Here is a 19,634-nt window from a genome sequence, read left to right as displayed (position 1 = left end):
GAGCAGGGGCAGCGGGTCGGAGGTGGTGACCAGTTCCCGCAGCGGGTGCCGGGCCAGCACCGCGTCCACCTCCGGCGTCAACGCCGCCGCCAACCGGGACGCGGCGGGGCGGTTCTCGTCCCTCAGCGCGTCGACGGCGGCCAGTAGTGCGCGCCGGTCCGCGCCGCCGGGCACCTCCGCGGCGGCCCGCTCGTACAGCCGGGCGCCCTCCTCCAGGACCAGGCCGGTGTCCATCCCCGCCGGGATCTTGATCCGCGCGTGGTGCCGCCAGGTGGTGACCGGGTCGCCCCACGCCTCCACGGCGTACGTCCAGAGTCCGAGGTGGCCGGCGGTGACGGTGGCCCCCCAGCGGTCGGTGCCCGGGGCCAGTTCGCGCATCGGGGTCCAGGGGCCCGGCCGGCCCTCGGGGTCCCGCAGTACGACGTTGGCGGCGACCGCGTCGTGCCCCTCGCGGAACACGGTGGCCGAGACCTGGAACGACTCGCCGGTCACGGCCTTCGCGGGCCTGCGTCCCTGACGGACCATCGGGCGGACGTCCAGGACGGGGATGCGTCCGACGACGGTGGTGCCGTCCGCGGACGGCGCTGCGGGTGGGGTGTCGCGTGAGGCTCCGCCCGGCGCTTCGGGGCGTGCGCCGGGGGTCGTTCCGGGGGGTGCTGACGAGTGGTGCGTGGCGGGCATGACCGCTCCTGTCCGCGTCAACGTGGGTGGGCGGATGACTCTGGGGAGGTGGGTCCTGCGGCGGTGCGTGTGGGGCGTACCGCAGGAGCCTTCCCACACTCTTCGGGTGGGCAATCCGGCACTTTGATGACTACTCACGCGTATGTCGACACACGCGACGGTCCTGACCGAACGACTTCCCCGACGGGAGATCGACACGCCGGTGGTTATTAGCCCGTCCGGCGACCGGACACGACGCCGTTCAGGCCGAATCGGAGATCTTCGGGCGAAGCCCCCAGCGGGGGACACATCACGCCGGTAACGTCGTGGGGGTGAAGGCGATCCGTCGACTGACCGTCCGTCCCGTACTCCCCGACTCCCTCCGGCCGCTCAGTGATCTGGCCCGCAATCTGCGCTGGTCCTGGCATCCGGAGACCCGCGACCTCTTCCAGTCCGTCGACCCAGAGTGCTGGGCCGCGTCCGGCCGCGACCCCGTACGGCTGCTCGGCACCGTGCCGCCCGCCCGACTCGCGGAGCTGGCCGGGGACCGGCGCTTCCTGCGCCGGCTCACCGCGGTGGCCGACGACCTCGACCACTACATGACCGGCGACCGCTGGTACCAGGCCCAGTCCGGCCGACTGCCCGCCGCCGTCGCCTACTTCTCGCCCGAGTTCGGCATCACCGCCGCCCTGCCCCAGTACTCCGGCGGGCTCGGCATCCTGGCCGGCGACCACCTCAAGGCGGCCAGCGACCTGGGCGTGCCGCTCGTCGGCGTCGGGCTGCTCTACCGGCACGGCTACTTCCGCCAGTCCCTCTCCCGGGACGGCTGGCAGCAGGAGCACTACCCCGTCCTCGACCCCCACGAGCTGCCCCTGGCCCTCCTGGAGGAGCCCGACGGCACCCCCGCCCACATCGCCCTGGCCCTGCCCGGCGGCCGGGAGCTGCGCGCCCGGATCTGGCTGGCCCAGGTCGGCCGGGTGCCGCTGCTCCTGCTGGACTCGGACGTCGAGGAGAACGACCTCGGCGAACGCGGCGTCACCGACCGGCTCTACGGCGGCGGCAGCGAGCACCGGCTGCTCCAGGAGATGCTGCTCGGTATAGGAGGTGTCCGGGCGGTGCGCACGTACTGCCGGCTCACCGGCCACGCGGCGCCGGAGGTGTTCCACACCAACGAGGGCCACGCGGGCTTCCTCGGGCTGGAACGCATCGCCGAACTCTGCGACGAGGGGCTGGAGTTCACTTCCGCACTGGAGGCGGTCCGGGCCGGGACCGTCTTCACCACCCACACCCCGGTCCCGGCCGGCATCGACCGCTTCGACCGCGAGCTGGTCGCCCGCCACTTCGGCCCCGACGCCGAACTCCCGCGCATCGACGTCGACCGCGTCCTGAGGCTCGGCATGGAGACCTACCCCGGCGGCGAGCCCAACCTGTTCAACATGGCCGTGATGGGCCTGCGCCTGGCCCAGCGCGCCAACGGCGTCTCCCTGCTGCACGGCGGGGTCAGCCGGGAGATGTTCTCCGGACTGTGGCCCGGCTTCGACGCCGACGAGGTGCCGATCACCTCCGTGACCAACGGCGTGCACGCCCCGACCTGGGTCGCCCCCGAGGTGTTCCGGCTCGGCGCCCGGCAGATCGGTGTGCAGCGGGCCGAGGACGCGCTGACCGTCGGCGGCTCGGACCGCTGGGACTCGGTCGCCGACATCCCCGACCAGGACATCTGGGAGCTGCGCCGCACCCTGCGCGAACAGCTCGTCGAGGAGGTACGGGAACGGCTGCGCGTCTCCTGGCGGCAGCGCGGCGCCGGGACCGCCGAGCTGGGCTGGATCGACGACGTCCTCGACCCCGACGTGCTCACCATCGGCTTCGCGCGCCGCGTCCCGTCGTACAAGCGCCTGACGCTGATGCTGCGCGACCGCGACCGGCTGATGGACCTGCTGCTGCACTCCGAGCGGCCGATCCAGATCGTCGTCGCGGGCAAGGCGCACCCGGCGGACGACGGCGGCAAGCGGCTGGTGCAGGAGCTGGTGCGGTTCGCGGACGACCCGCGGGTGCGGCACCGGATCGTGTTCCTGCCGGACTACGGCATGGCGATGGCGCAGAAGCTCTACCCGGGCTGCGACATCTGGCTGAACAACCCCCTGCGCCCCCTGGAGGCGTGCGGCACCTCCGGCATGAAGGCGGCGCTCAACGGCTGCCTGAACCTTTCGGTGCTGGACGGCTGGTGGGACGAGTGGTACCAGCCGGACTTCGGCTGGGCGATCCCCACCGCCGACGGCTCCGGGACCGACCCCGACCGGCGCGACGCCATAGAGGCCGACGCCCTCTACGACCTGCTGGAGCAGCGGATCACGCCGCGCTTCTACGAGCGGGGCGCGAGCGGGCTGCCCGACCGGTGGATCGAGATGGTCCGCCGGACGCTGAGCCTGCTGGGGCCGAAGGTGCTGGCCGGCCGCATGGTCCGCGAGTACGTGGAGCGGCTCTACACCCCGGCGGCCGAGGCGCACCGCGCGATGGACCCGGACGCCGCGCGGACGCTGGCCGAGTGGAAGGCCCGGGTGCGCACCGCCTGGCCCGGCGTGAGCGTCGACCACGTGGAGACGTCCGCCGCCACCGCCAGCGCCGAACTCGGCACGACGCTCGGACTGCGGGTGCGGGTGAACCTCGGGGAACTCGCGCCGGACGACGTGGAGGTGCAGGCGGTCTCCGGCCGGGTCGACACCGAGGACCGGATCACCGACGCGGCCACCGTGCCGCTGAAGCCGGTGGGCGGCCCCGATCTGGAGGGCCGCTGGCTGTACGAGGGCCCGCTCGCCCTGGACCGCACCGGCCCCTTCGGCTACACGGTCCGCATCCTGCCCGCGCACCGGCTGCTGGCGTCCGGCGCGGAGGCGGGGCTGGTCGCGATGCCGTCGGACGACCTGGCCCAGGCGGCGGGGCTGCTGATGCGGTGAGCGCGCCCGGGGCGGCGACGGAGGACCCCTCCTGCCGGGGAAGGCGCTCCCGTCGGGGTCACTCCTCCTCGTCGCCCCCGCTCAGCCGCCGCAGGACGGTGCCGCAGCGGCGGGCGTACGCGTGCTGGAAGGCGCGGGCGGCGGGACCGCCGGCCTTGGCGTACCACTTGGCGGGGCGGCTGAAGGCGCGCACGGTCAGCCAGACCGTGCCGTCTCCCGTCCGGTCGACCACGAAGGCCTCCTCGCCGGACTCCGGGTGGCCGGGCAGCGTGCCGTAGGCCCAGCCGGCCCGGCGGTGCTCCTCCAGCGTCCACACCACCCGGCAGGGCGCCTTGATCATCCCGGCGAGGGTGACGGTGACGTCGACGCCGGGCGCGGCGCGTTCCGCGCTCGCGTCGATGCCGACGCCCATCTCCCGGTGCATCTCCCAGGTGAGCACGGCCTCGGCCGCGCGCCGGAACACCGGTTCGCCCTCCCCGAGGCGGGTGCGTACGTGCATGGGGCGGAAGCCGGGCGGGCAGGCGTCCTGCTCGCGGGTGGCGCCGACGTCGTCGTACGTGAAGGACATGGGCACCAAGGGTAGGGCGGCACCCGGGAACCGCTGGTTCCGGGTGCCGCCCGTCACACCGTGGGGCCGCGAGGGGCCTACGGGAAGGTCAGCCGCCAGGAGTCGATGTACCCGGTGTCCTGCCGGCCCTGGTCCTGGACGCGCAGCTTCCAGGTGCCGTTGGCCGCCTCGGAGGAGGCGTCGACCGTGTAGGTCTCGTGCACGTCCTCCGCCGGGTCGTAGCCGCTGCGCTTCAGCAGGTACGTCGTCCCGTCGGGCGCCACCAGGTCGATCCGCAGGTCACCGCGCCAGCTGTGCACGATGTCCACGCCCACCTTCAGGTTGCTCGGCGCGTTGCCCGCCCGCCCCGAGACCGTGACCGAGGAGGTCACCGCCGACCCGTAGTCCGGGATGTTCACGTTGGCGCCGCTCTCGAAGGTCGTGCCGTCGCCGCCACCGCCGTCACCGGGGCGCTCGCCGACGTTGATGCCCGCCCACGCGTGCTGCACCGCCGTGTACTCGGCGCTGTCGGTGCCGTACAGCTCACCGGCCGCCGCGAGGGTGCCGGTGCGGGCGCCCGCGTAGTTGGTGGTCGACGTGAACTTCGTGGTCAGCGCGCGGAACCAGATCTTGGCGGCCTTGTCGCGGCCGATGCCGGTGACCGGAAGGCCGTCCGAGGTGGGCGAGTCGTAGGTGACACCGTTGATGGTCTTGGTGCCGCTGCCCTCGCTCAGCAGGTAGAAGAAGTGGTTGGCCGGGCCGGACGAGTAGTGGACGTCGACGTTGCCGATCCCCGAGTACCAGTAGTCCTTGGACGCGCCGTCCTTGCTGGGCTCGTCCATGTAGCGCAGCGGGGTGCCGTCGCCGTTGATGTCGATCTCCTCGCCGATGAGGTAGTCACCGACGTCGGAGGAGTTGTTCGCGTGGAACTCGACGGCCGCGCCGAAGATGTCGCTGGTCGCCTCGTTGAGCCCGCCGGACTCGCCGCTGTAGATCAGGCCCGCGGTGTTGGAGGTGACGCCGTGCGTCATCTCGTGCGCGGCGACGTCGATGGACGTCAGCGGGTTGGCGTTGCCGGAGCCGTCGCCGTACGTCATGCAGAAGCAGGAGTCCGACCAGAAGGCGTTGACGTAGTTGTTGCCGTAGTGGACGCGGGAGTAGGCGCCCACCCCGTCGCCGCGGATGCCGGAGCGGCCCTGGACGTTCTTGTAGTAGTCCCAGGTCAGCGCGGCCCCGTAGTGGGCGTCGGCGGCGGCGGTCTCGGCGTTGGACGCGCTGCCGTTGCCCCACACGTCGTCGGGGCCGGAGAAGAGCGTGCCGGTGCCGGAGGTACGGCCGTTGAGGTCGTACGTCTTGTGGTTGCCGCGGTTCGTGTCGGTCAGCGTGTACGACGACCCGGACTGCGCGGTGCCCAGCGTCACCGTGCCGCTGTACAGGGTGTTGCCGGTGCCGTTGTGGATCGCCTGGTACTCGTAGAGCTTGGCGCCGGTGGCCGCGTCGGTGACGACGTGCAGCTCGTTCGGGGTGCCGTCCTCCTGGAGGCCGCCCACGACCGTCTCGTACGCCAGGACCGGGGTGCCGTTCGCCGCCCAGATCACCTTGCGCGGCGCGCGGTCGGCGTCCGGTGCCTTCGCTCCGGCGGCCTTCGCGGCGGACACGGCCTGCGTCTCAGCCTTCGCGGAGGATATCTTCGGCGTCACGGTGGCCGGCTTGATGGCCTTCGGGGTGGCCTTCACGACCCGCTCGGTCTTCCCGGCGTCGCTGGTGACGACGAGGTCGCCGCCGAGGACGGGGAGTCCGTCGTAGGTGCGCTCGTAGCGGGTGTGCACGGTGCCGTCGCGGTCCTTGACGACGTCGCGGACGACCAGCTTCTCCTTGGCGCCCAGGCCGAGGTCGTCGGCGGTCGCGGCCTTGGTGGCGTTGGCGTCGCGTATCAGCTCGGCGCGCTGGGCGGGGCTGAGCTTGACCGATTCGGCACCCGGGGCGGGCGCCTGGGCGGGCGCCGCGGTGGCGGCTCCGGACTGGACCGCGGTGGCGATCAGCGCGGCGACACCGGCCAGCGCGACGGCGGCGGCGGTGCGACGGCGGGTGGCGCGCGGGGACGCGGTGTGGGAGGTGCGTCTGTGGGGAGAACTGCTGCTCAACACTGACTCCTTCTGCGTGGCCGCGGATCGCGCGGCCGGTGGGGAGACCGGTCGGCGGGTGGGCCGGCCGGGCGGTGCTGGTTCGGTACGCAGAAACCACGTGCTAGGAGCTGGCCGCCGCGCAGCGCCGTCGGGAAAGCTGTGGGGGCGCTGTGGAACGGCCGTGGGAAGAGTGGCAGGCGAGCGGTGCTTCTGTCAGGGGCGCGTCAGAAAGTTGGCCGGAAATCGTTCGTTGTCCGGGCGTTCATGTTCGATATACGGAAGGGTTGCCCGCGTGCGGTATTGACTGCCCGCTCAGTCAGTAACGGGCTCCGGGGACGGCTGGGACGGCTCCCCGTGCCAGGAGTTCCACAGCGCCGCGTACGCGCCCCGCGCCGCCACCAGCTCGTCGTGCGTGCCCAGTTCGGTGAGCCGGCCGTCCTCCATCACCGCCACCCGGTCGGCGTCGTGCGCGGTGTGCAGGCGGTGCGCGATGGCGATGACCGTGCGGCCCTCCAGTACGGCGGCCAGGGCGCGCTCGGTGTGCCGGGCCGTGGTCGGGTCCAGCAGGGCGGTGGCCTCGTCCAGGATCAGTGTGTGCGGGTCGGCCAGCACCACCCGGGCCAGGGCGAGCTGCTGGGCCTGCGAGCCGTCCGTGCGGTGACCGCCGGTGCCCAGCTCGGCGCCGAGGCCGTCGGGCAGTTCCCGCACCCACGTGTCGGCGCCGACCGCCGCCAGCGCCGACCACAACTGAGGGTCGGTGGCCGCCGGTTCGGCGATGAGGAGATTGTCCCGGACCGTGCCGAGGAAGACGTGGTGCTCCTGGGTGACCAGCACGACCTGACGGCGCAGCCGCTCCGGCCCCAGGGCGCCCACCGGCACCCCGCCCACCGTCACCGAGCCCTCGGTCGGCGCGTCCACGCCCGCCAGCAGCCGGCTCAGCGTGGTCTTGCCCGCCCCGGACGGCCCCACCACCGCCAGCCGTTCACCCGGCCGCACGGTCAGGTCCACCCCGCGCAGCACCTCGCCGCCCCGGTCGTAGGCGTACCGCACACCGGTCACGTCGATCCGGTCGTCCGCCGGGACCGGCGAGTCGTCCGTCACCGCCCGCGGAGCCCGCGCCAGCCCCTCCACCCGGGCGAAGGACGCCCCGCCCGCCTGGAGCTGCTCGACCCGCATCAGCACCTCGTCGAGCGGCCCGGCGAGCTGCTGGAGGTACACGGCGCACGACACCACCGCGCCGAGGCTCACCGACCCGTGCGTGTGCAGGACACCACCGATCAGCAGCACGCCCGCCACGGGGACGACGTACGAGATCTCCACCGCCGGGAAGAAGACGCTGCGCAGGAACAGCGTGTGGAAGCGGGTGCGCCGAGACTCCTCCAGCGCGCGGCGGTTCGACGCGACCCGGCGCTCGGTCAGCCGCAGCGCCTCGACGGTGCGGGCTCCGGCCACCGTGGCCGTCAGGCTCTCGGCGACCTCCGAGTTCGCCGCGCCCTCGGCGAGATAGCCGGCCCGCGCCCGGCGCAGGTACCAGCGCAGCGCGAACCAGACCGGCGTCAGCCCCAGCACGCCGACCAGACCGAGCAGCGGGTCGAGCACGAACACGGCGGCGGCCAGGAACAGCGCCTGCACGGAGTTGATCAGCAGCTCGGGCCCGGCGTCGCGCAGCGTAGTGCCGACCGTGGTCACGTCGGCGGTGCCGCGCGTCGTCAGGTCGCCGGTGCCGGCCCGCTCCACGACCGAGGCCGGCAGGGCGAGCGCGCGGTCCACGAACCGCTCCCGCACCCGCGCGAGGGTCCGCTCACCGAAACGGTGGCCCACGTACCGCGCCCAGCGGGCCAGCAGCAGCTGGGCGAGGGAGCACAGCAGGATGGCGAGCGCCATCCGGTCCACGGCACCGACGCCGCCCCCGGCGCACACCTCGTCGACGATCCGGCCCAGCAGCCACGGGCCCGCGAGCCCGGCGAGCGCGGCCAGTGCGTTGAGGCCGAGGACGACGGCGAAGGACCGACGGTCGGCGCGGATCAGGCCGACCGCCGAGCGGCGGACGTCGGTGCGCCCGGCGACGGGGAGTTGACCTTCGGACGTCATGGGAGCACCTCGTCGTCTTCGCTGTCTTCCCTGGAGACCAGTGCGCGGTATCCCGGCTCGGTGGCGAGGAGTTCGCGGTGCGTGCCGGTGGCGACGACCTTGCCGTCGACCAGGTGGTGCACCACGTCCGCCCGGTCGAGCAGGAGGGGGGAGGTGCAGGCCACCACGGTCGTACGGCCCGCGCGGGCGTCCCGCAGGCGGTGCGCGACGGTGGCCTCCGTGTGGGCGTCCAGGGCGGAGGTCGGTTCCACGGCGAGCAGGATCTCGGGGTCGGCGAGCAGGGCTCGGGCGAGGCGGACGCGTTGGCGTTGACCGCCGGACAGGTCGCGGGCTTGGGCCGCGACCTGGGTTTTCAGGCCGTCGGGGAGGGACTGGAGTATGTCTTCGGCGGCGGCTGTGTGGATGGCCGACGTGAGGTGCGCCGAATCGTCTGCCCCGAGTGGTTGTTTGGCGTCTGCGGGTGCGTTGTGGCTGGTCGCGCAGTTCCCCGCGCCCCTTGGCAGCGTCTCCTGAGCGCCTATTACTTCGTGCAGGGTGCCCGCGAAGAGGTCGGCTTCCGCCTCCGCGACCAGGATGCGGGACCGGACCTGGGCGAGCGGTACCTCGGACAGCGGGATGTCTCCCCAGGTCACCTCCGACGGCGCGTAGCGACCCAGGCGGTCGATCAGCTCGGCGGCGTCCGGCGGGCGGGCGGTGGCCAGGGCGGTCAGGTGGCCGGGGAGGACCCGTACTCCCGAATCCGGGTCGTACAGCACCGACGGTTCGGCGGGGGCGTCACGCGTGCCGGTGTCCGGCTCGGGCTCCAGGCGCAGGAACGCCACCACCCGGCGGGCGGCCACCACGCCCCGGCTGAGCTGGTGGCCCATCTCGATCAGGAAGGCCACCGGCCACCCCAGCGCCACCACGTACCCGTACACCGACACCAGCTCGCCGACGCTGATGTGCCCCTGCACGGCCAGCCGGGCGCCCAGCCAGGTCACCAGCGCCAGGAACAGCATCGGCAGGCCCACCCCGAGGGCCTGGATCCAGCTGGTCACCGCGCCGACCCGGTAGCCCTGCTCGCGCAGCCGCCCCGAGTCCCGGCGGAACGCGTCCGCGACCAGGCCCTTGCCGCCCAGGCCGTTCAGCACCCGCAGTCCGCCCGCGAGGTCGCCGATCCGCGCGGTCAGCACGGACTGCCGCTCCCGGTACTCGGTCTCCCTGCCCTGCAACCGGCCCATGAGCGGCCCGAGCACCACGCCGAGCAGCGGCACCCCGATCAGCACCACCAGGGCCAGCCGCGTCGACACCGACAGCAGCAGTCCGCCGACGGCCGCGTAGGCGACGACCGCTCCGACACCGGGACCCACGGCCGTCAGAGAGGTGCTGATGGTCTGCACGTCCCCCACTCCGATGGTGACGACCTCTCCCGCCCCCACCTGCCGGCGCAGCGCCGCACCGAGCCGCGCGGCGTGCCCGACGACCACCTTGACCGTGCGGAAGTTGGCGTCCATCCGCACCCGCGTCATCGTGCGGTGCCGCATGGTGCCCAGCCAGGCGTTGAACGCCCCGGCGGCGACCAGCGCACCCGTCCAGCCCGCCAGCGCGCCCAGGTCGCCGGGCGTCAGACCGTGGTCGATCGCCCGCGCCATCAGATACGGCGTCGCCGCCAGCAGCACCATCCACACGCTGGCCAGCACCGCCCCCGCCAGACAGCGCGGCCACTGCCGTCGCACCAGCCACGCCAGGTACCGCCAGCCGCCCCTGCGGTCCGGTGTGCCCGGATCCTCGTACGCGTCGATCACCGTTCTTCTCCCCGAAGGCGCGCCCTCACGCGAGACTGTCCCGCCACGCCCGGTGCAGGTCCGCGAACCGGCCCGTACCGGCGATCAGCTCGTCCGGCGTGCCGTCCTCCACGATCCGGCCGTGCTCCATCACCAGCACCCGGTCGGCGATCTCCACGGTGGACAGCCGGTGCGCGATCACCACCGCCGTACGGCCCTTCAGCACCGTCGTCATGGCCCGCTGCACGGCCCGCTCACCGGGGATGTCCAGCGAGCTGGTCGCCTCGTCCAGGATCAGCACCGCCGGGTCCGCCAGCAACGCCCTTGCGAAAGCGACCAGTTGCCGCTGACCGGCGGAGATCCGGCCGCCCCGCTTGCGTACGTCGGTGTCGTAGCCGTCGGGCAGCGCGGCGATGAAGTCGTGGGCGCCGATCGCCTTCGCGGCCCGCTCGATCTCCTCCCGCGTCGCCTCCGGACGGCCGATGGCGATGTTGTCGGCGACGGTCCCGGAGAACAGGAAGGCTTCCTGCGTCACCATCACCACCCCGCGCCGCAGTTCCGGCACGGGCAGGTCGCGCAGGTCGGCGCCGTCCAGCAGGACGCGCCCGTCGGAAGGGTCGTAGAACCGGGCAAGCAGCTTGGCCAGCGTCGACTTGCCCGCGCCGGTCGAGCCGACGACGGCGACCGTCTGCCCGGCCGGGACGGTGAGGCTGAAGCGGGGGAGCACCTCGCCGCCGGTGCGGTAGGCGAAGCGGACGGCGTCGAAGACGACCTCGCGTCCGGGGAGCTCCGACTCCAGGGGCGGCAGCTCCTTCGGCGCGTTCGGCTCCGGCACGGACGGCGTCTGGGCCAGCAGTCCGGCGATCTTCTCCAGGGAGGCCGCCGCCGACTGGTAGGAGTTCAGGAACATGCCGAGCCGGTCGATCGGGTCGTACAGCCGGCGCAGGTACAGCACCGCCGCCGCCAGCACGCCGAGCGCCAGCGTGCCGTCCGCGACCCGGTAGGCGCCCCACAGCACGATCCCGGCCACGGCCGTGTTGGCGACCAGCCGCGAGCCGACGACGTAACGGGCCATCTCCAGCAGCGCGTCGCCGTTGGACCGCTCGTGGCGCCGGTTGAGGACGGCGAAGTCGGCGTCGTTGGCCGCCTCGCGGCGGAAGGCGCGCACCGGGCGGATGCCGTTCATCGTCTCCACGAACTTCACGATCACCGTCGCGATCGCCGTGGACCGCTGCCGGTACACCCGCCCCGCGCGCCGCTGGTACAGCCGCACCAGCGCGTACAGCGGCACGAACGACGCCACCGCGACGCCGCCGAGGCCCAGGTCCAGCCAGAGCAGCAGCGCCGCGATGTAGACGAAGGACAGGATGACCGTCACCAGTTCCTGAAGGCCCTCGTCGAGCAGTTCGCGCAGCGACTCGACATCCGTGGTGGAGCGGGAGATCAGCCGGCCCGAGGTGTAGCGCTCGTGGAAGTCGACGCTCAGCGCCTGCGCGTGCCGGAAGATCCGGCTCCTGAGGTCCAGCAGCACGTCCTGGCTGACCCGGGCGGCGGCCGCGACGAAGGCGTACTGCAGTCCGCCGGCGGCCAGCGAGCAGAGCAGGTAACCGGCGCCGACCGCGATCAGCGGACCGTGGTCGTCGTCCCGCAGCGCCGGTACGGCGTGGTCGATGGCGTACGCCACCAGCAGCGGGCCCGCCTGCACGGCCGCCTGCTGGAGCAGGAGGAGGAAGGTGGTGAGGGCGACGCGGGCCCTCATCGGCGCCAGCAGGGAACGCAGCAGGGTGCCGGTCGCGCCCGGTGGGCTGGGCAGGACGTCCCGGTCGAAGACGTCGTCGGCCGTGGGGGCCGGGTTCTCGGCGGGCGGCTCGTCCTCGGGCCGTTCCCTGTCCGGCGCGGTGGCCGTGGGCGCGGTCATCGGCCGTCCCCCTTTCCGGGCTCCTCGTGCCCGTCGAGCCCGGACATCAGGTGGGCGTACTCGGCGTTGGTGCGCAGCAGTTCGTGGTGCGTGCCGACGGCGGCGATCCGGCCGCCCGAGAGCAGGGCGACGCGGTCGGCGAGCAGGACGGTGGAGGGGCGGTGGGCCACGATCAGGGCGGTGGTGTCCGCGAGGACCTGCCGCAGGGCGGCCTCCACCGCGGCCTCCGTGTGCACGTCCAGCGCGGACAGCGGGTCGTCCAGGACGAGGAACCTCGGTCTGCCGACGACCGCCCGGGCGAGCGCGAGGCGCTGGCGCTGGCCGCCGGACAGGCTGAGGCCCTGCTCGCCGACCTGGGTGCCGGTGCCCTGGGGCAGCGCGTGCGCGAAGTCGGCCTGTGCGACGGCGAGGGCTCGGCCCAGCGCCTCGTCTCCGGCGCCGTCCCCGGCCCCCATCAGTACGTTCTCGCCGACGCTGGCCGAGAAGAGCGTGGGCTCCTCGAAGGCGACGGCGACCAGGGCGCGCAGCTCCTCGCGCGGCAGGGCGGTGATGTCCTCGCCGTCCAGCGTGATCCGTCCGGAGGTGACCTCGTGGAGGCGGGGGACGAGCGCGGTGAGCGTCGTCTTGCCGCTGCCGGTGGCGCCGACCAGGGCCAAGGACTCGCCGGGGCGGATGTGGAGGTCGACGCGGTCGAGGAGGGGCGGGGAGTCGGGGGGTGCGTCGGGGTAACGGAACGTGACCGCCTCGAAGTTCAGCCCGTCGGCCCGCACCGCCGGGGCGCGCTCCCCGCCCTCCGGCGCCGACGCCGGCGGACTCCCCGGCGATTCGACCTCCGCGTCCATCACCTCGAAGTACCGGTCCGTGGCCGCCGCCGCCTCCTGGCTCATCGCCAGCAGGAAGCCGATGGACTCCACCGGCCACCGCAGCGCCAGTGCCGTCGACAGGAACGCCACCAGCGTCCCCGCCGACAGCGACCCGTCCGCCACCTGCACCGCCCCCACCACCAGCGCCGCCCCGATCGCCAGCTCCGGCAGCGTCACGATGACCGCCCAGATGGACGCCAGCAGCCGCGCCTTGCGCAGCTCCGTCCCGCGCAGCGTGTGCGACAGCTCGTGGAAGGCGCGGGCCTGGCTGCGGTGCCGGCCGAAGCCCTTGATGATCCGGACGCCGAGCACGCTCTCCTCGACCACGGTCGTCAGGTCCCCGACCTGATCCTGCGCGCGCCGCGCCACCTCGGAGTACTTCCTCTCGAAGATCCCGCAGGTGATCATCACGGGAATGGCGGGCCCGAGGATCACCAGCCCCAGCGTCCAGTCCTGGACCAGCATGATGCCGACGCCGACCAGGATCGTCACGCCGTTGACCAGCAGGAACGTCAGCGGGAAGGCGAGGAACATGCGCAGCAGCATCAGGTCCGTCGTCCCGCGCGACAGCAACTGCCCCGAGGCCCACCGGTCGTGGAAGGCCACCGGCAGCCGTTGCAGGTGCCGGTACAGATCCGCCCGCATCCCCGCCTCGACCCCCGCCAGCGGCCGGGCCACCAGCCACCGCCGCAGCCCGAACAGCAGCGCCTCCGCCAGCCCGAGGAGCAGCAGGTACAGCGCGCCGAGCCACACACCGGCCGGGTCGCGGTCGGCCACCGGCCCGTCCACCATCCACTTCAGGACGAGCGGGATCACCAGGCCCACACAGGAGGCGAGGATCGCTATGACCGCCGCGGTCCCCAACCGCGCCCGCACCGGCCGCACGTACGGCCACAGCCGCAGCAGGGCGCGCACGGTGGAACGCTTCTCGGCAGGGTGGTCCGGGGCGGGGGCGGGTGTCGTGGGCATCAGCAGCGAGCCTACGGTTCACCACTGACAGAGCCCACCGAGTTTCCGCGCGCACTCGGGTCGTACCGGGTCGTACGGGGGCATGGGCCGATCGGCTGGTGCGCCTTCGGGCGCGCCGCCCTGGTGACCGGTCACAGCCACAGCCTCGCCGGCTCGGTGGGCGGACGACGTTTCAAGATCGTGCCGAAGGTGCGGTGAGCGGCGTGGGCAGCAGCGCGCGGGCGGGCACACCGCCGTCCAGTGGTGCACCGCCTCCCGAGCGCGCGCCGTGCCGTCGGCGCGGGTCCTCAGGCGGGGTTCGTCACCTGACGCCGGGTGGCCCGCACCACGAGGCCGCCGATGACCGCGAGACCCAGCAGCACGGCGCCGAAGACGGTGGCGCCGTCGGTGAGGCCGACCGCGTCGCTGAGGTAGCCGGCCGAGACGGGCAGGATGCCCGCCGGGATGTAACCGCCCACGTTGAGCGCGGCGTTGGCCTCGGCGAGGCGCTGCGGCGGGACGCTCGAGTTGAGCAGCGACAGACCGCCGAGCTGGCCCATGCCCTGACCCGCGCCGGCCAGCAGCGCGGAGGCGATCAGGGCCGGCACCGAGGAGGTGTGCACGGCGACGATGAGCGTGATCATGCTCAGCGTGGTGCTGACCGCGTCGGCGGTGAGGATGGTGCGCCGCTTCAGCCGCTGCACGGCGAACTGCACACCGGTCGCAGCGAGGAACATCACGAACGCCATGGCGCCGGCGACGATCCGGCTGGTGGTGTCCAGCAGTCCGGACAGGAGCGAGGGGCCGAGCGAGAGCACGAAGGACGTGGCGGTGATGCCGGGCGCGAAGACCGCGATGCCCAGGGCGAGCTGGCGGCCGTTGCCGTTGGGGACGCCGGGCACTCGGATCCAGGCGCCCTTGGCTCGTACTTCTGGACGGCGCAGGGGCATGCGCAGCACGGCGAGCACCGCGGTGGCCAGGAGCCCGGCCTCGACGACGAAGACGGTGACGGTCGGCGCGGGCGCCGTCTCGGAGAGCACTCCGGCGAGCAGTGGGCCGAGCCCGGCGCCGAAGACCATCGCGCAGGAGGCGAGCAGGGCGGCGATCCGCTTGCGCTCGGGCCCGGCGACATCGGTCACCGCCGCCATCCCGGCCGAGACGACGGCGCCGACCGCGATGCCGGTGAACAGCCGGGCCACGATGAGCGAGGCCACGCTGGTGGCGGTCGCGAAGATCAGGCAGGCCGCGAGCGCGAGCCCGAGGGCGGGCAGCAGGACGGGCTTGCGTCCGAGCCGGTCGGAGACCACGCCGCAGACGAGAAGCGACCCGATGAGACCGACGATGTAGAGGGCGAACACCACGGTCAGGGTGCCCTTGGAGAACCCGATGTCGCGCTGCCACAGCACGTACAGCGGCGTCGCCGCGTTCGAGAGCACGAAGACGGCGGTGACCGGCCAGGCGGCGAGCCACACCCACCGCAGTGGCGCGACGGGCCGCGCCACGGCCTGCGCCGTGTCTGGTCGGCGCCGCTCCTCGGCGGCGGATACGGATGCGGTCCGGGTCTCGGACATGACGGTTCCTCCCGATCTGGCCTGCCACCACGTCAGCAGTACGAGTCGAGTCGAACTTAGCATGCAGTACGATCGAAGTCGTATATAGGAATGGCGTTATGAGGAGTTGCCTATGCCCGCCAGCCCGGCCGCCGCGCCCCCCTTCAAGGCGCTCCCCGAGCCGTCCGACCTGCCCGAACCGCTGCCGGAACCGGCCGTCGACGAACTACGTCTGGAGACGGTGCTCGGCGCGCTCAGCGACCCGCTGCGACTGACGATCGTCCGAAAGCTCCTCCTGGAATCGGAGAACTTCGACCACACCTGCGGCTGGTTCGGCTTCGACCGCCCCAAGTCCTCGCTCACGCACCACTTCAAGGCGCTGCGCGAGGCGGGCGTCACGCGTCAGCGTCAGTACGGGCTCGAGCGCCGCAGCCATGTGCGCGTCGACGATCTGAACGCCCGGTTCCCGGGGCTGCTGGAACTGGTGGCGGCTTGGAGGCCGCAGGACTGAGGCCGCACGGACGGCGCAACGCCCGGGGCCCCTCACCCCACCTTCAGCAGCAGCACCGTGCGCCCCGGCACCATGATCTCGGCCCCCGCCGGGTACCCGGTGCCCGGCTCGTCGCCCTGCTGCTCCCGGCCGGTGTCGACGACCACCTCGTACCGCTCCGCCCACGGCGCGGCCGGCAGGACGAAGGACGCGGGACGCTCCCCGGCGTGCAGAACGGCCAGGAAGCTGTCGTCGGCGAACGGCGCGCCCCGCTCGTCGCGGCCCGGGATGTCCCGCCCGGAGAGGTACATGCCGAGGGTGGCGGCGGGCGCGTACCAGTCCTGCTCCGTCATCTCGGTGCCCCGCGCGGTGAACCAGGCCAGGTCGCGCAGGCCGTCCGCGGAGTGCGCCCGGCCGGAGAAGAACGCCCGGCGGCGCAGCACCGGGTGCTCGTGGCGCAGCGCGATCAGCCGGGAGGCCAGCTCGAACAGGGGCCGCCACTCCGGGTCGTCCAGCAGGCTCCAGTCCAGCCAGCTGATCTCGTTGTCCTGGCAGTAGGCGTTGTTGCTGCCGCCCTGCGTGCGGCCGAACTCGTCGCCGGCGACCAGCATCGGCACCCCGGTCGACAGGAGCAGGGTCGTGAGCAGGTTGCGCAGCTGGCGCCGCCGCAGCGCCCGCACCTCCGCGTCGTCGGTCCCGCCCTCCGCGCCGCAGTTCCAGGAACGGTTGTCGTCCGTGCCGTCCCGGTTGCCCTCGCCGTTGGCCTCGTTGTGCTTGCGCTCGTACGACACCAGGTCGCGCAGGGTGAAGCCGTCGTGCGCGGTGACGAAGTTGACCGAGGCGTACGGGCGCCGCCCGCCCCACGCGTACAGGTCGCTGGAGCCCGACAGGCGGTAGCCCATCTCCCGCACGTCCGGCAGCGCGTGCCGCCAGAAGTCCCGGACCGTGTTGCGGTAGCGGTCGTTCCACTCCGTCCACAGGGGCGGGAACGCGCCCACCTGGTAGCCGCCCGAGCCCACGTCCCACGGCTCGGCGATCAGCTTCACCCGCCGCAGCACCGGGTCCTGGGCGATCACGGCGAGGAACGGGGAGAGCATGTCGACGTCGTGCATCGAGCGGGCCAGCGCCGCCGCCAGGTCGAAGCGGAAGCCGTCCACGCCCATCTCCGTCACCCAGTACCGCAGCGAGTCGGTGATCAGGCGCAGCACGTGCGGCTGAACCACGTGCAGGGTGTTGCCGCAGCCGGTGTAGTCGGCGTAACGGCGGGCGTCCGGCTGGAGGCGGTAGTAGCCGTGGTTGTCGATGCCCTTGAGGGAGAGCGTCGGGCCCAGCTCGCCCGCCTCCGCCGTGTGGTTGTAGACCACGTCGAGGATGACCTCGATGCCCGCCGCGTGCAGCGCGCGCACCATCCGCTTGAACTCGCCGACCTGCTCACCGGTGGTGCCGGAGGCGGCGTACGCGGCGTGCGGAGCGAAGTAGCCGATGGAGTTGTAGCCCCAGTAGTTCCGCAGGCCGCGCTCCAGCAGGTGGCTCTCGTGCGCGAACTGGTGCACCGGCAGCAGCTCCACCGCCGTCACGCCCAGCCGCGTCAGGTGCCCGATCGCCGCCGGGTGCGCGAGCCCCGCGTACGTGCCGCGCAGCTCGGGCGGGATGTCCGGGTGGAGCTTGGTGAAGCCCTTGACGTGCAGCTCGTAGATGACCGAGTCCGCCCACGGGGTCTTGGGCCGGCGGTCGTCCGACCAGTCGTCGTCGTCATGGACGACCACGCCCTTCGGGACGTACGGCGCCGAGTCCCGGCCGTCGCGGACGGTGTCCGCCACGTGCTGATCCGGCCAGTCGCGCACGTGCCCGTACACCTCGGCGGGCAGTGAGAAGTCACCGTCCACCGCACGCGCGTACGGGTCGAGCAGCAGCTTCGCCGGGTTCCAGCGGGCGCCGGTCCACGGGTCCCAGCGGCCGTGCACCCGGTAGCCGTAGCGCTGTCCGGGCCGTACACCGGGCACGAAGCCGTGCCAGATCTCGTGGGTCAGCTCGGTCAGCCGCACCCGGCCCTCCTCCCCCTGTTCGTCGAACAGGCACAGCTCCACCGCCTCCGCCCCGCCCGCCCACAGCGCGAAGTTCGTCCCCGCCACCCCGTCCGGGCCGGTCCGGAACCGGGCGCCCAGCGGCACCGGTGTCCCCGGCCAGGCCGGCACGGCGGGCGGTGGCGCGGCACGCCGTGCGCCGTTCACCACGACGGCGGGGCGCGCGGGCCCGTCCTCGGCGGCCTGTTCCCCGGCCACCGCCTCCTGCTCGGCTGCGCTGGACACCTGTCAGCCTCCCGCGGCTCGTGGTCCTCCCCACAGTTCTGCCCACCGCATGGCTCGCACTCACGTTTCCCCAGGGCGGACCGGTCGTTACGGGTGGATGTGAGGCACGTACATGGGCGCGCACGGCGCGCGGCGACCGTTTGGGCCGCCGTACTGACATGGGCAGGACTGCTGGCCGGGGCCGCCGGATGCACCTCCGACGGCGGCGGCATCGGCTCGGACATCGGCGAGATGTTCGGCAAACCACCCGCCGCGGAGGACGTCATCCGCATCACCCCGGACGACGGGAGCAAGGCCGTCCGGCCGGATGAGAAGAAGCTGTCGGTGCGGGTGCCCGACGGCCGGCTGGAGTCGGTGAAGGTCGTCAAGTCGCAGGACGCGCAGCAGACCGAGGTCCCCGGCCGGATCTCCGAGGACGGACTGCGCTGGGAACCCGACGACGAGCGGCTGGCCCTGGCCGCCAAGTACACCGTCGACGCGGTCGCCCTGGACGGCCACGGCCGCCGCTCCGCCCGGCACACCACCTTCACCACCTACGTCCCCGACGAGCGCTTCATCGCCTACGTCGCCCCCGAGAACCGCTCCGTCGTCGGCACCGGCATGATCGTTTCGCTGCAGTTCAGCGACGAGATCACCGACCGCGCCGCCGTCGAACGCGCGGTCGAGGTGACCGCGAAGCCCTCCGTCGAGGTCCGCCCCCACTGGTTCGGCAAGGACCGCCTCGACTTCCGCCCCGAGAAATACTGGAAGCCCGGCACGAAGGTCACCGTCGCCCTGAACCTGCGCGACGTCGAGGGCGCGAAGGGGATCTACGGGCTCCAGCACAAGACGTTCTCCTTCACCGTCGGCCGCAGCCAGGTCTCCCTCGTCGACGCGGCGAAGCGGACCATGGAGGTCCGCCGGGACGGCACCCTCGTCACCACCGTGCCGATCACCGCGGGCGCCCCGAAGACCCCCACCTACAACGGCAAGATGGTCATCACCGAGATGCTCGACGTCACCCGCATGAACAGCCGCACGGTCGGCTTCGGCGGCGAGTACGACATCCCCGACGTCCCGCACGCCATCCGCCTGACCAGCTCCGGCACCTTCCTGCACGGCAACTACTGGGCGCCCGCCGACACCTTCGGCCGGGCCAATGTCAGCCACGGCTGCGTCGGACTGCGCGACGTCAAGGGCGGCGGGTCCGACACCCCGGCGGGCTGGTTCTTCGACCGCAGCCTCATCGGCGACGTCGTCGAGGTGGTCAACAGCAAGGACAAGACGGTCGCCCCCGACAACGGACTCGGCGGCTGGAACATGAACTGGAAGAAGTGGAAGGCGGGCAGCGCGGTGAAGTGACCCCGGCGCGCCCCCGCCGGGGTGGCCGCCAACTCGGTACGGAACGGTGACATTTCCCTTGTCCCCTGAGCCGCTGG

General features: G+C 72.9%; 12 protein-coding genes. 3 read left to right on the top strand and 9 right to left on the bottom strand.

What is annotated here, in order from left to right; genetic code table 11:
* The coding region (locus tag KUM03_RS11105) for a maltotransferase domain-containing protein (protein ID WP_217246862.1) at positions 1 to 681 on the bottom strand (681 nt) is incomplete at its 3' end.
* Positions 682 to 992: 311 nt separating this feature from the next.
* On the opposite strand from KUM03_RS11105, the gene KUM03_RS11100 reads away from it, so the two are divergent.
* A complete protein-coding gene (locus tag KUM03_RS11100; RefSeq protein WP_217246861.1) occupies positions 993 to 3,611 on the top strand; it encodes a glycosyltransferase family 1 protein in 2,619 nt (872 codons plus the stop codon).
* A gap of 58 nt (positions 3,612 to 3,669) precedes the next feature.
* Here the strand turns inward: KUM03_RS11100 and KUM03_RS11095 are convergent, their stop codons facing one another.
* From KUM03_RS11095 to KUM03_RS11065, 7 genes are all read right to left on the bottom strand, one after another.
* Positions 3,670 to 4,179 carry a DUF1990 family protein gene (locus KUM03_RS11095; RefSeq protein WP_217246860.1) on the bottom strand — a complete coding sequence of 170 codons (510 nt, stop codon included), beginning with the start codon at positions 4,177 to 4,179 and terminating at the stop codon, positions 3,670 to 3,672.
* Positions 4,180 to 4,256: 77 nt separating this feature from the next.
* Positions 4,257 to 6,302, bottom strand: a complete 2,046-nt coding sequence (locus tag KUM03_RS11090; protein ID WP_217246859.1) for a M4 family metallopeptidase — start codon at positions 6,300 to 6,302, stop codon at positions 4,257 to 4,259.
* A 294-nt stretch (positions 6,303 to 6,596) separates the two neighbouring features.
* Positions 6,597 to 8,375, bottom strand: a complete 1,779-nt coding sequence (locus KUM03_RS11085) for an ABC transporter ATP-binding protein (RefSeq protein WP_217246858.1) — start codon at positions 8,373 to 8,375, stop codon at positions 6,597 to 6,599.
* On the bottom strand, positions 8,372 to 10,159 hold the full coding sequence (locus KUM03_RS11080; RefSeq protein ID WP_217246857.1) for an ABC transporter ATP-binding protein: 1,788 nt from the start codon (positions 10,157 to 10,159) through the stop codon (positions 8,372 to 8,374). The genes KUM03_RS11085 and KUM03_RS11080 overlap by 4 nt, the downstream gene beginning before the upstream one ends.
* 25 nt (positions 10,160 to 10,184) lie before the next feature.
* A complete protein-coding gene (locus KUM03_RS11075) occupies positions 10,185 to 12,056 on the bottom strand; it encodes an ABC transporter ATP-binding protein (protein ID WP_217246856.1) in 1,872 nt (623 codons plus the stop codon).
* Positions 12,053 to 13,888, bottom strand: a complete 1,836-nt coding sequence (locus KUM03_RS11070; protein ID WP_217246855.1) for an ABC transporter ATP-binding protein — start codon at positions 13,886 to 13,888, stop codon at positions 12,053 to 12,055. The genes KUM03_RS11075 and KUM03_RS11070 overlap by 4 nt, the downstream gene beginning before the upstream one ends.
* A 287-nt stretch (positions 13,889 to 14,175) precedes the next feature.
* Positions 14,176 to 15,438, bottom strand: coding sequence for an MFS transporter (locus tag KUM03_RS11065; RefSeq protein WP_217246854.1), 1,263 nt, complete (start codon positions 15,436 to 15,438; stop codon positions 14,176 to 14,178).
* Positions 15,439 to 15,550: 112 nt separating this feature from the next.
* On the opposite strand from KUM03_RS11065, the gene KUM03_RS11060 reads away from it, so the two are divergent.
* Complete coding sequence (locus KUM03_RS11060; RefSeq protein ID WP_217246853.1) at positions 15,551 to 15,928, top strand: helix-turn-helix transcriptional regulator; 378 nt, start codon at positions 15,551 to 15,553, stop codon at positions 15,926 to 15,928.
* 32 nt (positions 15,929 to 15,960) lie between these two features.
* On the opposite strand, the gene glgX is transcribed toward KUM03_RS11060, so the two are convergent.
* A complete protein-coding gene (glgX, locus tag KUM03_RS11055; protein ID WP_217246852.1) occupies positions 15,961 to 18,216 on the bottom strand; it encodes a glycogen debranching protein GlgX in 2,256 nt (751 codons plus the stop codon).
* Between the two features lie 99 nt (positions 18,217 to 18,315).
* On the opposite strand from glgX, the gene KUM03_RS11050 reads away from it, so the two are divergent.
* Positions 18,316 to 19,557 carry an Ig-like domain-containing protein gene (locus KUM03_RS11050; protein WP_217246851.1) on the top strand — a complete coding sequence of 414 codons (1,242 nt, stop codon included), beginning with the start codon at positions 18,316 to 18,318 and terminating at the stop codon, positions 19,555 to 19,557.
* Positions 19,558 to 19,634: the final 77 nt, after the last annotated feature.

Source organism: Streptomyces sp. AC602_WCS936 (genome assembly GCF_019049125.1).
GTDB lineage: Bacteria > Actinomycetota > Actinomycetes > Streptomycetales > Streptomycetaceae > Streptomyces.
This window is presented reverse-complemented; position numbering and strand designations above follow the sequence as displayed.

What these genes read in the sequence shown, in the direction of transcription:
- KUM03_RS11060 (WP_217246853.1), top strand. Translation starts at nt 15,551, where the DNA reads ATGCCCGCCAGCCCGGCCGCCGCGCCCCCCTTCAAGGCGCTCCCCGAG.
- KUM03_RS11095 (WP_217246860.1), bottom strand. Translation starts at nt 4,179, where the DNA reads ATGTCCTTCACGTACGACGACGTCGGCGCCACCCGCGAGCAGGACGCC.
- KUM03_RS11085 (WP_217246858.1), bottom strand. Translation starts at nt 8,375, where the DNA reads ATGACGTCCGAAGGTCAACTCCCCGTCGCCGGGCGCACCGACGTCCGC.
- KUM03_RS11075 (WP_217246856.1), bottom strand. Translation starts at nt 12,056, where the DNA reads ATGACCGCGCCCACGGCCACCGCGCCGGACAGGGAACGGCCCGAGGAC.
- KUM03_RS11070 (WP_217246855.1), bottom strand. Translation starts at nt 13,888, where the DNA reads ATGCCCACGACACCCGCCCCCGCCCCGGACCACCCTGCCGAGAAGCGT.
- KUM03_RS11065 (WP_217246854.1), bottom strand. Translation starts at nt 15,438, where the DNA reads ATGTCCGAGACCCGGACCGCATCCGTATCCGCCGCCGAGGAGCGGCGC.